Raw genomic sequence first — 14715 nt, 5'->3', positions numbered from 1 at the left:
GCCTTGTTCAGTCGCCATGCCGTCCGATCAATCCGTCAGTCGGTGTCGTTCGCAATGCCCTTATTTGAAGCGTGAGCGCTCATTTCGTTTGCGCGATTGAGATTCAAAATGACTTTTTCCATATAGCTTTTGACATTCAGCAAATCTTCCTCGGTAAATCCTGCAAACACTTCTGTGGCCACATGGGAGCCCGCCTCATCGATTTCCGCCCATTTGACGGATGCTAAACTTGTCGGTACGACTCGCCAGACGCGTCGATCCTTTTCATCAACAATTCTCGCGACATTGCCGCGCCGCTCTAGTTGATCGATTAAGCTTCCGACTGAGGCTCGTCCTAATTCTAGAACCTCAGCCAGTTCGGTTTGAGTGGGCTGTTTTAGCCTAAATACATAAAGCATCGCCCTCCACTGGGCGCGCGTAAGCTTGAGAGAAGCCATGTCGATGTCGAACCGGCGTCGAAGCTCGCGCGAAACGCGACCGATAAGAAAGGTCAGTTCCACACGCTCATTAGCAGCAAAACGTATATCCATTATCGTCGATGATTTTTTTATATTCATTCCAACCACTTCATTTTCTTGTTTTCAGAGAATGGCTGAGTGGTTGTTCCGGTTCAATCGCTAAATCGCATGCGCACCAAAAAGGGCTGGCTAAATGACTTTAGCCAGCAGGTGTATTGGGAAACGCAAAGTGCAGAAGAGGCCTGTCTGTCCATTTGCCGTTTCAATTAACGTCTAGCGGACAAGGCTAACTATCGCTCTTTACAAATCAAGGATCAAGCAACGCACTCAATCATTGATCTAGATACAGTATGGCGGCTTACAATCGGTGTCAATACAAAAAGTGTGCGCTTTGGCTTAGAGAAGACGGGGCTATTAGCCCATTCCCTACCTAATAATAACGTTATGCTTGCATAAAATAGGAAAGTGTTCTTGTCTGATAAAGTCCGCATAAGACGGACGAAACGAGGGAGGACATTTTGAATTTATCCAGAAAAGTGTTGACAGTTTGCCTGCTTGGTAGCGTCTCAATTTCAAGCTTGGGGGCTGGACTTTCTGCCCAAGCCCAAGACAGCGACAGCGTCAGAACGCTGCAATCGGTGGTTGTGACCACACAGAAGGCTCAGGAATCCGTTCAGGACGTTCCAATTGCAGTTTCAGCGTTCGATGACGAGGCGATCGAGAGACTTCAGCTCACTGGAGGCCCCGATTTAACTAAAGCGGTCCCCAACGTATCCTTCACCAAGGGTCAATTCACCGGTTTCAACTTAAAAATTCGAGGCATTGGCGTAGATGTGGTAGCCACGTCTGGCGACGCTGGTGTCGGTATTCACCAGAACGACGTGCCGCTTCAGTCCAATCGGCTCTTTGAGTCAGAGTTCTTTGACACAGAACGTGTGGAAGTTCTGCGTGGGCCGCAGGGTACATTGTATGGCCGCAACGCAACCGGTGGGGTTTTCAACCTCATAACTGCAAAACCAGTCTTTGGCGAATACCAGGCGGACGCCGCCCTTACCTACGGCAATTACAACACCATCAAAGCCAAAGGCATGGCAAACATCCCATTTGGCGACCGGGTTGCGCTACGTGTTGCCGGATCGCTCACACAGCGTGATGGATATGTTGAAAATTTGGTCACGGGGAATGATGTGGATGACCGGGATCTTTGGTCAGTGCGCGCGACACTAGGATTCGAACCGACCGAATCATTTAGGGGTTGGCTCCTTTACGAGCATTTTGAAGAGGAAGATGCTCGCCTGCGGTCCGGTAAGCAACTGTGCAAGAAAGACCCGCTAGACACTAATTTTGCGGGCATACCAATCGCATTTGAGGATCAGATATATACCTCCCAGGGCTGCCTCAGCGCTCCTTTCTCGGAGTCTCGCGATACAGTGAATTCGGTAGCAACACTTGCAGGTGGCTTGGCTGTAAGGGCTGGACTGCTAAATGGTGATGCGTTCACCGCACCTGCTATCCAGGACCTTAGGACCATCGCGGCTGGGTTCGATCCATTCTACCAGGCCGAACAGGATCTCTGGACACTCAATCTCAGCTGGGACGTCACCGACACACTTGAGTTTACATCGCTAACGAGTCGGAACGAAACATCTGTGATTTCCGTCGAAGATGTTTCCAAAGTCGAGCCCACAATTACATTCAATGACTTTTCCAGCATCCCACCAGGCATCAACCCCTCTATCGATCTTTACAATGCACTTTTCCCTGGCGGCGTAGTCAATGATCCACAAATTGGTCCAAGCAATCTATATACTGTGGCTGACCCGTCCGGCGCGACAAGCGAAGCGTTTACGCAAGAACTGCGCTTGCAATCTGATTTCGACGGCCCCTTCAACTTTAATGTTGGGGCAATTTATATGGATTACGAAGCAGGAAACAGCGATGTAATCGACGGTTACTACTTCGTAAGCAACGCGCTGACCGGACTTTTGCAACTGCACAACGCATCCTTGGCCCAAGGTGGTCCTCCTGCGATCCCTGGCGTACCCTTTCCAGCAAGTTTGGATACGTCGAACGTGGATGGTGATACGAACATTCTGAACTCGCTTAACGGGCTAGGCCGGAATTATTTCAGAACAGTCTCTCCGTATGAGTTGCAGTCTACGGCTCTGTTTGGCGAAACGTATTACGACCTCACCGATGATCTAACGTTCACACTGGGATTGCGTTATACCAAAGACGAGAAATCACAAAAGAACATTCCGACTTATCTGTTTACACCAGATGCGGTGCGGCCGGATCCGACGGCACCCGTTCCGAGCCCGGCAACAGAAGCGGAACTCGATGGAACCGTCGATGGAATCTTCGAAGTAGAATTTGAGGAAGTGACTGGTCGCGCCGGCGTTGATTGGTCGCCAAATTTCTCATTTACAGATGATACTCTGCTTTATGGGTTTTATTCCAGGGGGTATAAGGGCGGTGGGATTAATCCGCCACAGCCCGCGGAAAACGCCAATGCGTTTCCGAACACCTTCGAACCTGAATTTATCAATGCTTACGAGGTGGGAACCAAGAATCTGTTCGCCGAAGGCACGCAGCAACTCAATCTAACCGGCTTTTACTATGACTATACCGACTATCAGATTACTCAGGTAATCAACCGGGCGTCCGTCAACTTTAACGTGGATGCTGAACTGTATGGCTTGGAGGTTGAATATCTCTGGAGCCCTGCAGACAACTGGCTTCTGACCGCCAACTTAGGCTTGCTGGAGACAGAGCTTGTAGATGTATTCGCGATTGACGTTCTGGACCGCACAGCGAGCAACCCAGACTTCGTTGTTATCAAAAACGCAGCCAACTACTCAAACTGTGTTGTATCAGCCCAAGGTTATGCGACCGTGCTAGGCGCGATCGCGGCCGGTCAACTCGCACCCGGCAGTACTGCAGGTCTTTGTCTTGGGAACTTTGCAGGCCAGGAAGCCGCGTTTGGTCTAGGTAATGTATCCTACATGGACGGGGATGGGGCGACCCGTGCGGTCGGTGCTCTCACGCCCTTTGACGGCGTCAACAAAGATTTGCGTGGTAACAATCTTCCTGGCGCACCTGATACCACATTAAACTTGGCCGCAGAATATACTTGGTCCGCACTAGGAAACAGCGACTGGAAATTGACGGTGCGAGGAGATTACTACTATCAGGCAGACAGCTTTTCACGCATCTGGAACGTTGGACGCGATCAGATCGATAGCTGGGAAAACTTCAACCTTTCTCTTGTGTTAGCGAATACAGAATCTGGTCTGCAAATTGAGGCATTTGCGAAGAACCTGTTTGATGAGGAGGTCATTACAGGGGCCTATCTGCAAGATGACAGTCCCGGACTCTACAGCAATGCATTCTTGACTGAGCCAGCCCTTTACGGGGTGACGATTTCAAAGTCGTGGTAGTGTAGATTACATTCAGGCATACCAAGTGGGGCCAAGCCGGTGTTATTTCGGCTTGGCCCGGCATTGTCAGTGACCTGAGCCCCTCGGCTGGTGTTGTCAGGAGAACAGGCCAATTGAACAGGCAAGCCGACCCGACTAGCGTTGCCTGCATGTCCCAAAACCCGTTTCTTTACTTCAAGACATCTCGCGAAATTATCCAGCTCGCGGTCATGATGTACGTTCGTTTTCCGCTGTCCCTTCGCAACGTCGAAGACCTCCTTCACGAGCGTGGAATTGACGTCTGCCATGAGAGGGTATTGTCAGGGGAACTGGCCGATTGAGCCCGTCGGCCGTCTTGGCTAGCATCGCCGGATGCCCCGCAATCCATTCCGAGGCATTGTCAGCGCAACCGAGCGATTGAGCGGGTAGGGCAGGTCGGTTAGCGTTTCGGGATGTCCCGAGATCCGTTCCGATATTTCAAAACATCGCCCGAGATCATCCAGCTTGCGGTGATGATGTATGTGCGTTTCCCGCTCTCGCTTCGGAATGTCGAAGATCTTCTGCATGAGCGCGGAGTCGATGTTTGCTACGAAAGCGTACGGCTCTGGGTTGATCGTTTCGGGCCCATGTTCGCGGGCAAGATCCGGGTGCGTCGAGCCAGCTACATGAGACAGATCACCCAGTGGCAATGGCATCTCGATGAGGTCTTCGTGAAGATCAATGGCGAGACCCACTATCTCTGGCGAGCTGTCGACCATGAGGGCGAAGTCCTCGAGAGCTACGTTACGAAAACACGCGATAAATCAGCGGCTTTGCTGTTCCTGAAGAAAGCAATGAAGCGATTCGGCGCGCCAAGGACCGTCGTGACCGATAGGCTGAGATCTTATGGTGCGGCAATGAAAGACATCGGGAACATCGATCGCCAGGAGGTCGGTCGTCACCTCAATAATCGAGCGGAAAATTCGCACTTACCATTCCGCCGACGAGAGCGAGCGATGCTGAGGTTCAGGCGAATGTCCAACCTGCAGAAATTCGCCTCAACCTACGCTTCGTTTCACAATCATTTCAACCTTGATCGCCACATCAACCACCGCCAGACCTTCAAAACGAAACGAGATGCCGCTCTCCTTGAATGGCGTCAGCTTCTGGCTGGATAGGGCAGAGTGCGGCTAGAGTTGCTGGAGACGGGATTGCATTAGACTGACAGCACCTCTCGCTGCCTAAACCGGCATTTTCGTCGACTAGCAGAGACGAGTTTACATTTGTCTGACACACAATCCAGATCGCTCCATGTCACTGATCGATGCGCTGCGCCTGAGTTGGAGAAACACCCGCTCCCCGCTTGCCAAGCACGGTCCGGGAAAACAGTCGCCAAATCCACTTTGCAACATTAGCGATATCTCTTGGTATCACGTACGCTGCCGGAACAACGAGTAACGTCAATATCGTTGAAGTCGACAAGCCGCCAATCAGCAATGCTCCCAAGGCGTTTCTCCATTCGGCACCATCCGATGTCGCCAAGGCGACAGGAACCATCCCGAAGATCGCTGAAAGAGCTGTCATTAATACTGGGCGAAGGCGTTCAGGACAGGCTCGTCTGATTGCATCGCCGCTAGGCACGCCCTCTTCCATGAGCTGATTGGCGCGGTCGACAAGAAGAATGCCATTTTTCATCACGATACCCATCAGCCCAATTAGGCCGATCTGGGCAAACAGAGACGATTCCAATCCAAAGTAGTAAAGACCTGCGAACGCGCCGGAAAAACTAAGCGGTGCTGTCAGCATAATGATTAAAGGCTGTACGAAAGAATTGAATTGGCTTGCCAGAACCATGTAGAGAACAATACAGGCAAATAACAGCGCAAATCCGATTGCATCTGCAGTCTCAGCCATGTTCTTAGCCATGCCCCCCATTTCGAATGTTATGCCCGGCGGTGGAGGCACATCGTCAATCATCTGGAGCAGTGCTCCAGAAGCTTCACCCAAGGATGATCCTGTTGCCGTGATCGCCAATACGGACACTTTCCGAGAGCGATCTTTTCTGTCGATCTGCGCAGGTCCGGACGCAAACTGTATCTTTGCAACTGATGCAACATCTACAAGACGACCGTCGACTCCGCGCACTTGAACACGCGATAGATCGCTAATGGTTTCGCGCTGAAGGTCGTCCAATCTCAAGCGCACATCATAACGCTTCCCGCCATCTTCAAAGCTCGCGACGTTGAGACCACCCAGAGCAATGCGGGATGTAGACGCAAGCGTGCGCGCTGAAACACCTTGATCTCCGGCGCGCTGTCGGTTGAATAGGATCTGTGCTTCGGGTCGTCCTGATTGATAACTGGTTCGTGGGTCGGAAAACGCACCGTGCGCCCGCATTCGCTGTACCAGTTCGTCTGCGTAATCTGATATTTCTTCAAGATTTTGGCCTTTTAGAATTAGATCGATGTCCGTTCCACCGGAACCTGTTCCACTCACCCAAGGCACTTCAAGCACCGATGTTTTGACTGCGTCCGGCGCGACCGTGGCAATAACAGCGCGAGCTTCGTCCATAATCAAAAATTGAGATTTCGCGCGGTCAGACTTTGGTGTGAGAGAGGCATAAAGGGACAACACATTCGTATCGCTTTGTGCGCCCGCGCCAATCGTGATGAAGATACTTTCAATATGCTCAACGTCTAGCAGTGCTCTCGCAACATTGCTTGCCACTTCACTAGAAGCAGTAATTCCAATTCCTAATGGAAGCTCTATTGTACCTTGAAACTCGCTTCTATCTGCTTTTGAGGTGAAGCCAGACGGCACGCGCGCGGCATACCATCCGCCGACAATTACCGACCCGGCGGCCAAAAGCAGCACAGGATATCGAAAGGTCACCGCCCATGACACGATGTGCCCATAAACACCGTCAACACGGTCCCATAGCAATTCTATCGGGCGGAGCCAGAATGTAGTTTTTCGATGCTTAAGCATTCGCGACGCCAGCATGGGTGTCAAAGTCAAAGCTACAATTAGAGAAACGGTTACAGAGAAGACGATGGCCAAGCCGTACTGGAAGAAAAATCGTCCAACGATACCACCCATAAAAGCGATGGGAACGAAAACTGCGAGCGTGGCCGCCGTACCGGCCAAGACCGCTAATCCTACCTTTTTCGTACCGTCATAAGCCGCCTGCATAGGTGGCTTGCCGTTCTCAATCTCCGTGGTGACGGATTCAACAACGACTATGGCATCATCAACCAGAAGTCCAATCGCAACGGTCAGCGCTAGTAAGGTCAGCACGTTGATCGTGAAGCCCATCAGATAGAAGCCGAAAAAGGTTGCCACCAAAGAGGTCGGGATCGCAATAGCAACGATAAGGGTCGCGCGAACATTCAAAAGGAAGATAAATGTTACGCCGACCACCAGCCCCATGGCGATCTGCAAGTCATGTCCGACGTCCTTGATCGAACTTTCTACAAATTTCGAAATATCGCGTGTGACGACAATCTCCACACCGTCCGGGGCGAGTGTCCGCAAACGCTCAGCTACAGACTTTACAGCACGCGAAACCTCAACTGTGTTTCGTCCGGCTTGCTTGCGGACATCAAGCGAAACACCGCGCCGACCGTTGAGGAAGGCCGCAGAGCGTTCGTCTTCCAAACCATCTTCCACTCTTGCGACATCGCCAACATGAATTACAACGCCGTTTTCTCGATACGCCACGGGTAGATCTGCGAAATCTGCTGGCGTCGTTGCTTCAGCCAACGTTTTGACGCCGAACTCGCGAGTGCCACCAGCAACTTCTAGCCTCCCACCTGGAAGCTCAGCATGCTCACTCTGGACAGCCATGCGAACATCATCCGCAGTCACTCCGAATGATCGCATCCGGTTGTTGTCAAGCCAAACGCGGATAGCTCGGTCTCGTCCACCAACAATCGACACCGATCCCACACCCTTGATGCGTTGAATCTCGTCTTTGGCGATATCATCGGCGAAAGCAGTTATCTCCCGGATCGGGATATCACCAGCAATCATAACCGATATTATGGGTGCGGCATCGGGATCAACTTTATCGACAACCGGTGGGTCAACGTCGCTTGGCAGGTCAGCCAATGCGAGTTGAACCTTATCGCGTACGTCTTGTACCTTTACGTTGATATCGGTTGTCAACGCAAACTCGACTAAGATACTCGAAACGCCTTCGTTACTGAACGATTGCAGGCTTTCGATCCCATCAATCGTGTTGACGTTTTCTTCGATAATATCCGTCACTTCAGATTCTATCGTTTCAGGCGAAGCACCCTCAAGTGTTGTCGTGACAGAAACGTACGGGAATTCGACATTTGGAAACAGATCGACACCCAGTCGACCAATGGAAATCCACCCGAGCCCAACGAGCGCGGCAATGATCATGACAGCGAAAACCGGGTGTCGAATAGAGGTCTTGACGATCCCCATCATGAAACGTCGGTCTCCACTACCGTGCCGTCACGCATCGCATCTAGAGGGTCGACAACAATTAAGTCGGATTCACTCACGCCCGATAGAATTTCAATTCGAACTGGATCAATATCTCGAAACGTAATCGATGCTCGTCGGGCTCGATCACCATCAACTTTAAAGACATAGGGAGAAGTGCTCGAACCCTGAAGCACTGCCCTAGGCAAAACAAGCGCTGGACGCGGGTCAACGTTCACTTCCGCCCGCACTGATTGCCCCGCTCGCACTGCGCATCCCTCATTCAAAAATGCCATTCTGAATTCGACGGTTCTTGCTTGCGGATCAACTCGATCATTTAAAATAATGATATCTGATGGGATAGGTGCACTCCGGCCATCGACATAGAGGTTGCCCTGCAAGCCAAGACGCAACCGACCAACTTCAGATTCCGGCGCAAATAGGATCCCTGCTGCGATCTCGCACTCTTGTATTTGAAGGACCGCCGAATTGCCCATTCCAGAGAAACTATTTGCCATGAAAACGCCTTCGTCGACGTAGCGGGCTGTCACCGCACCATCGAAGGGCGCGCGAACAATCGTATCATCTAGCGCCTGCCGCGCGGTAGCTACTTGAGTGCGGCGAAGCGTGACCTGCGATGCCGCAACCTGAAATGCCGTTTGAACATCTTCGTAAGCAGCTCGTGAGACTGAGCCATCATTGACGAGAACAGAATATCTTTTAAACGCACGTTCGGCATTTGCCGACCCCGCAATTGCAATATCAAGTTGGGCTTCAGCTTCAGAAAGTCGTTGTTGATAGTCGATACGTCGCGTCTGAAACAATGCCTGGCCTTTTTTCACACGGTCACCAACTCCGACATGAATTTTTTCGACTACGCCTTGCGATAGCACGCCAATGTTGCTCGTTTGCTTTGCCGCAATTGTTCCTGACGCGACTAGAGGCTGAGCAAGGTCAATGCGTTCAGCGCTAGTTGTGCTCACTTTAATCGGGGCAATAGTTTTTGGCCTCTCATCTACCGCAACAGCCGTTTGCTCCGGAGGTCGCTCATTTGAGCAAGACGCAAAAAGAAAAACTAGGATAAGCGCGCGGAAAGACAAATGCCGGTTCATGCTGACGGCCTAAGCATCCGATAAGCCCCTCTGCCACTCGAAAGCAAATCGCCGTCACTGCTGTAAACACTGGCCTCCGCCACGGATAGGGTAGCTCCGAGGCGAACCACCTTTCCGACAATTGTAAGCGGGCCAGGCGTTGCAAGTTGATGATAGTCAACACGTAAATCTGCCGTTGCCAGAGGCATATTTCCAGTCGCAATCAAAGCGTAAAACCCCGTCAGGTCGATCAGCGCGGCGAGCACACCGCCATGCGCGGACTCTACCTTCGGGTTTGATACGAGTTCGTCGCGCCAAGGCATAGACAGTTTGATTTCATCCGCGCCTGTTTCGGTCACGGTGAGTCCGAGCCAGCGATGAAACGGAGCCGCTTCTAATGCCTGCTGAACGAAAGCGAGATCAGGCAGAGTTGCACTCATGCTTCAACAACTTCCGAATGCTGCCGCAGAAAGTTACTGACAGCCGTGGTGAATACATCGTTGTTGTCGCCAGCCACCATGTGTCGCGCACCAGCAACATCTGTGAAGTGGGCTTGAGGCAATAAAGCCTGGAATTTTTGCACTGAGGCCTCCGAGACAAGCTCACTCATGCGTCCACGCACCAAATGAACAGGAACAGTGATGTTGCGTACCGATTGCTCAAGGTCCCCAGCTCTCTCAACGGCTGATCGCTTCATAACCCCTTGAATGAAGGCCGGGTCCCAATGCCAACGCCAGCGTTTGTCCTGACCTTGCCGAAGGTTTTTGCGCAAGCCGTCAAGATCTGTCGGTCGGGGCCTGTGAGGTAAATATTGCGCGATAACATCTGCGGCCTCCTCCAGCGTCGCAAATCCATCCACGCTATGCTCGGCCATAAAGCCGATTATCTTTGCGACGCCGCTAGCTTCCATGTTTGGCGTAATGTCCACCAAAGTGATTGAAGCAAAAGCTTTTGGTTGCAGCATGCCAGCACCGACCATGGCACCGAGCCCGCCGAGCGAGGCGCCGACAATGTGAGGTGCACGCCCTTCGTCGCTTAGCTGCTCCGCGACAGCGACCAGATCACGCCCGAAGGCCTCCAGAGAATAGTCGCCATCCTCAGCCCATTCGCTATCGCCGTGCCCTCGAAGATCTAGGGCAATAGAATAAAATCCTTGCTGACCAAGCGATCTGGCTGCGCCTTTCCACGCATGGCGAGTCTGACCACCTCCGTGAGCAAATATTACAGTTGGCGCAGAGTTCTGACCGTAAGCGGAACAGGTCAGTGTCAGACCACTTGCTTGGATTTCTCGCTCGCAACCGTCATTCATAGCCATAATAAATCCCCTAAAATATTATTGTTATGCTCCTAAATGTAAGGTAACTCACAAATAAAGTAAATCGGAATGATATTTTGAAAATTCCAACTGCCGAAAATAGCTTTGTCGGACGTATGGGGGATGATGAGCGAGTGAATCTCAGCTTTTTGCTGGCAGAAGTTACTCGCTTGTTGCGAGCGGCCTTTGATCAGGAAATGAAGCGGCTGGACTTAACGCGGTCACAGTGGCACGCCTTGATTTACGTACTCAGGCTGAAGGCAGCTTCTCAAACCCAACTTGCCGAGGCATTAGAAGTTGCCCGTCCATCTGTTGGCACACTGATCGATCAGTTGGAGAAATCGGGCTACGTAACGCGTGAGGCTGACACGCAGGATCGTCGTATTTGGCGAGTGGTGCCGACAGAGTTTGCGTTGGCGAGATCAGAAGAGATCGCGCGCCTCGCCGAAAGTGTTGCTAACAATGCCTTTGGCGGTCTGTCTCAAGAGCAAATTGAGGCAGCGTCATCAGTGATCCAGGTCATTAGACAAAACCTGGCTAGCTGACGTTCAATCTGACCCAGCCCGTGATTCGGACGGCTGGCCTGCTGCTACCGCTCCTGAATTACGGGCATTGTCAGGAGAACCGGGCGATTGAGTGGGTAGGGCGACGCGGCTAGGATTGCTTCATGCCCCGAAATCCATTTCGCTATTTCAAAACGTCGCCCGAGATCATCCAACTTGCGGTCATGATGTACGTCCGATTTCCGCTTTCTCTGCGCAATGTAGAAGACCTCCTTCATGAGCGTGGAATTGACGTCTGCCATGAGAGCGTGCGGCTCTGGGTCGATAGGTTCGGTCCGATGTTTGCCGGCAAGATCCGCATTCGCCGCGCCAGCTACTTGCGCCAAATCACGCAATGGCAGTGGCACCTGGACGAGGTGTTCGTGAAGAACAACGGAGAGACGCATTACCTCTGGCGAGCCATCGACCATGAGGGCGAAGTTCTAGAAAGCTACGTCACCAAAACTAGAGATAAATCAGCGGCTTTGAGGTTTTTCAAGAAAACGATGAAGCGATACGGTGCGCCGCGGACAGTCGTGACAGACCGGCTGAGACCCTATGGTGCAGCGGTGAAGGAAATCGGAAATATCGATCGCCAGGAGGTTGGTCGCCATTTGAACAACCGCGCCGAGAAGAGCCACTTGCCATTGCGGCGACGAGAGCGAGCAATGTTGAGATTCAGGCGAATGTCGAACCTGCAGAAATTCGCTTCGACGCACGCCTCGTTCCATAATCACTTTAACCTCGAGCGCCACATCAACCACCGCCAGACTTTCAAATTACGACGCGACGCTGCCCTTCTCGAATGGCGCCAACTTGTGGTTGGATAGGGCAGCGTGCGGCTAGCGATGCTGGAGACGGGTTCGCATTAGACTGACAGCACCGCCAGCCAGTTTCCCGAGAACCCGCACGAAATCGACGTCGACGAATAGTCCGAAGTTTTCGGGGATTTACTCTCCCTATGAGGCTTATCAGGCGCGCCGGCCGCCAGAATTCCTATGAACAACTCAAGGCGCCTTACCCATGACGATGCGAAAACCGATATGGTTTGAGGGAAGGCTGGCTTCCTGTCCCTGGCGGGCAGGCGGGCGATAGCGGCGGCAGAAATTGTCTGCGCAGAGATATGATCCGCCCTTGATGGTCATCACCGTGTCCGGGCCCTGCGCGATCTGGCTATAGGGGCTGGCGGTCCATTCCCAGACATTGCCGGACATATCGTAAAGCCCCCAGGAGTTGGGCGCATAGCATCCCACCGGCGCGCGCCCCTGGAACCCGTCAGCGGCTGTATCGGAGATTGGGAAAATACCCTGCCAGGTGTTCGCTTGCGGGACCTCTGCCGTCGGCGGATCATCGCCCCATTCATAGGTCGTCGGCGACCGGCCAGCGCGCGCGGCATATTCCCACTCGGCCTCTGTGGGCAGACGGGCGCCCTTCCAGCTGGCAAAGGCCTCAGCGTCTTCATAAGAGACTTGAACAACCGGTTCGTTCGGCTTGCCTTCAATGGTGCTGCCTGGACCTTCAGGTCGCCGCCAGCTCGCCCCCGGCACATAGCTCCAATGGCCGGGCCCCGCTCCCTTCGGGAGAGTAAACACCGCTGCCCCGGGTTTTCTGAAGCGTGCAGGGGCACTGGCGGGCAAGAGGGCTGGGTCAGGGGCGCGTTCGGCGCTGGTCACGTATCCGGTTTCGGCCACGAAATCGGCAAATTGCGCGTTCGTGACTTCGGTTACCTCCATCGCAAAGCTGCTGACAGTTTGAGGGCGTTGGGGCGCTTCCTCGCGGTAGCCAGTGTCTGATCCCATGAGAAAGGTGCCGCCTTCTATCGAAACGAAACTGCCGGCGGGAGGAAGAGGGCATCGATTGGCTGGTGCGGCGGGCAAATTCTCTGCTGGACTGCAGGCTGCAAATCCCAGGCAGGCAAGTCCGGACATGCAAGAAGCGAGGCGAATTTTCCTGTTCATACCGGTAGACGGGCAATCTGGAATAAAATTGACACTATGCATGCCAAATAATAATTGGGAGCGAAGAGGAGATCAATCATCACGTGTCTTTGAAGGGTATTATTTCACCAATCGTGACGGGCTATCTAACCAGCAAGGGCAGGCTCGATCGCCGACGCGCCGTTGTTGAAAGTCGGCGTAAGAGAAAGGGCCTTATGAGGACGGTCGACTATTTTCACGATACTGCAGACCCTTATTCCTATCTGACGTCGCAGGTTCTGAACGGCCTGTGTGAGCGCTACAATATTGTCTTCAAGTCTCACCTTGTTTCGCCTCCGCCAGGCTGGGCCGCACCGGACCGCCAGAGGCTGATTGACTATTCCCGTATCGACGCGGCTCGCCTCGCGCGGAAAGCAGGGCTAAGCTTCATGGATCCTGGCCGACAGCCCTCGAAAGAGGCATTAGAAACAGCCAGCGGGGCGCTCGCCGCTGCCATCAATGACGGCCAGTTTGCGGCCGCTGCGGCGCCGATTGGCAAATGGCTCTGGACCGGATCAGGCAGTGCACCGGACCAGTCGCTGAATCCCATATTGTTGTTTGAGGAAGGTGACAGGCTTCGCGATGAGCTTGGTCACTATCTTGGAGCGACGTTCCACTATGGGGGTGAATGGTACTGGGGCATCGACCGTCTCCACTACCTTGAGGCGCGTCTGAGAGAAAAGGGCGCTGCGTCTGAGCAGGCGCCGGATAGCTTTATTTTTGCGCCGCCGGCGGTCGTTAACGAGCCCATTGGCGGAGGTTTCAAAAACGCGCCAGATCTACACTTCTATCTGTCCTTTCGCAGCCCCTACACCGCGATTTCCGCGCGCCGTGTGAAAGCGCTTGCCGATGCCTATGGGGCGAATCTGAAGCTTCGGTTCGTCCTTCCCATGGTCATGCGGGGCATGCAGGTGCCGCGCGCGAAGGGACGGTACATCATTCAGGACGCAGCTCGGGAAGCGCGCCGACTTTCAGTGCCTTTCGGAAGGATCTGCGATCCCGTTGGAGAACCAGTCGAACGCGGGTATTCGATTTTGCCTTGGGCCATTGATCAGGGCCGGGGCTTTGCGTTCACTGAAAGTTTTTTGAGCGGTGTCTGGGCCGAGGGCATTGATGCTGGCACCGATAAGGGTCTGCGCATCATAACTGAGCGCGCTGGTCTGGACTGGGGCGAGGCCAGACCTCTGATTGGAAATGACCATTGGAAAGCGGAGGCGGAAGACAATCGACGCGAGATGATGTCGCGCGGCCTGTGGGGTGTGCCGAGCTACCGTTTCGGAGAGGTTTCTGCCTGGGGACAGGACCGGTTGTGGGTGATCGAGGACGCCATGAAAGCCTCGCTTTCTACGGTCGGGTCATGATTTCCAAGATAGGGGGAAGCTGATGAAATGGATTCTACGCAGCGTCGTTGGCCTGATTTTATTGCTCGTTTTGACGGGGGGGACCTTCAAGGTTTTTCAGGCGAGAATTGGAGCTTCAG

11 protein-coding genes and 1 pseudogene are annotated in these 14715 nt (G+C 53.1%); 6 read left to right on the top strand and 6 right to left on the bottom strand.

Going from position 1 to position 14715, the window contains the following annotated elements; genetic code table 11:
• Positions 1-35: 35 nt before the first annotated feature.
• Entirely contained in the window at positions 36-557 is a 522-nt protein-coding gene (locus O4G74_RS09130; protein WP_269402323.1) for a MarR family winged helix-turn-helix transcriptional regulator, read from the bottom strand.
• 419 nt (positions 558-976) lie between these two features.
• On the opposite strand from O4G74_RS09130, the gene O4G74_RS09125 reads away from it, so the two are divergent.
• The 3 genes and pseudogenes from O4G74_RS09125 (at position 977) to O4G74_RS09115 (ending at position 5034) form a co-directional block, all read left to right on the top strand.
• Complete coding sequence (locus O4G74_RS09125; RefSeq protein ID WP_026180627.1) at positions 977-3898, top strand: TonB-dependent receptor; 2922 nt, start codon at positions 977-979, stop codon at positions 3896-3898.
• Positions 3899-4047: 149 nt separating this feature from the next.
• Positions 4048-4194, top strand: a pseudogene (locus O4G74_RS09120) (IS6 family transposase); the annotation flags it as partial.
• A 135-nt stretch (positions 4195-4329) separates the two neighbouring features.
• On the top strand, positions 4330-5034 hold the full coding sequence (locus tag O4G74_RS09115; protein WP_018147829.1) for an IS6 family transposase: 705 nt from the start codon (positions 4330-4332) through the stop codon (positions 5032-5034).
• A gap of 136 nt (positions 5035-5170) precedes the next feature.
• Here the strand turns inward: O4G74_RS09115 and O4G74_RS09110 are convergent, their stop codons facing one another.
• The 4 genes from O4G74_RS09110 to O4G74_RS09095 are packed head-to-tail and all read right to left on the bottom strand — an operon-like array spanning position 5171 to position 10717.
• A complete protein-coding gene (locus O4G74_RS09110) occupies positions 5171-8314 on the bottom strand; it encodes an efflux RND transporter permease subunit (RefSeq protein WP_018147828.1) in 3144 nt (1047 codons plus the stop codon).
• Positions 8311-9423: an efflux RND transporter periplasmic adaptor subunit gene (locus O4G74_RS09105; RefSeq protein WP_083910934.1), complete on the bottom strand. Its 1113-nt coding sequence runs from the start codon at positions 9421-9423 to the stop codon at positions 8311-8313. Before O4G74_RS09105 ends, O4G74_RS09110 begins: the two co-directional genes overlap by 4 nt.
• A complete protein-coding gene (locus tag O4G74_RS09100; protein WP_018147826.1) occupies positions 9420-9842 on the bottom strand; it encodes a PaaI family thioesterase in 423 nt (140 codons plus the stop codon). The genes O4G74_RS09105 and O4G74_RS09100 overlap by 4 nt, the downstream gene beginning before the upstream one ends.
• On the bottom strand, positions 9839-10717 hold the full coding sequence (locus O4G74_RS09095; protein ID WP_018147825.1) for an alpha/beta fold hydrolase: 879 nt from the start codon (positions 10715-10717) through the stop codon (positions 9839-9841). The genes O4G74_RS09100 and O4G74_RS09095 overlap by 4 nt, the downstream gene beginning before the upstream one ends.
• A gap of 77 nt (positions 10718-10794) precedes the next feature.
• Between O4G74_RS09095 and O4G74_RS09090 the strand changes: the two genes are divergently transcribed.
• Both O4G74_RS09090 and O4G74_RS09085 read left to right on the top strand, forming a co-directional pair.
• Positions 10795-11262, top strand: coding sequence for a MarR family winged helix-turn-helix transcriptional regulator (locus O4G74_RS09090; protein WP_147372394.1), 468 nt, complete (start codon positions 10795-10797; stop codon positions 11260-11262).
• Positions 11263-11384: 122 nt separating this feature from the next.
• Entirely contained in the window at positions 11385-12089 is a 705-nt protein-coding gene (locus O4G74_RS09085; protein ID WP_026180626.1) for an IS6 family transposase, read from the top strand.
• Positions 12090-12266: 177 nt separating this feature from the next.
• Here the strand turns inward: O4G74_RS09085 and O4G74_RS09080 are convergent, their stop codons facing one another.
• Positions 12267-13187, bottom strand: a complete 921-nt coding sequence (locus tag O4G74_RS09080) for a formylglycine-generating enzyme family protein (RefSeq protein ID WP_419715372.1) — start codon at positions 13185-13187, stop codon at positions 12267-12269.
• A 119-nt stretch (positions 13188-13306) separates the two neighbouring features.
• On the opposite strand from O4G74_RS09080, the gene O4G74_RS09075 reads away from it, so the two are divergent.
• Positions 13307-14596: a DsbA family protein gene (locus O4G74_RS09075; protein WP_269402321.1), complete on the top strand. Its 1290-nt coding sequence runs from the start codon at positions 13307-13309 to the stop codon at positions 14594-14596.
• The last annotated feature ends 119 nt before the right edge of the window (positions 14597-14715 follow it).

It is taken from the genome of Henriciella marina (assembly GCF_027213945.1).
Taxonomy (GTDB): domain Bacteria; phylum Pseudomonadota; class Alphaproteobacteria; order Caulobacterales; family Hyphomonadaceae; genus Henriciella; species Henriciella marina_A.
The sequence above is the reverse complement of the archived record's forward strand: the minus strand, read 5'-3'. Positions and strand labels throughout refer to the sequence as shown.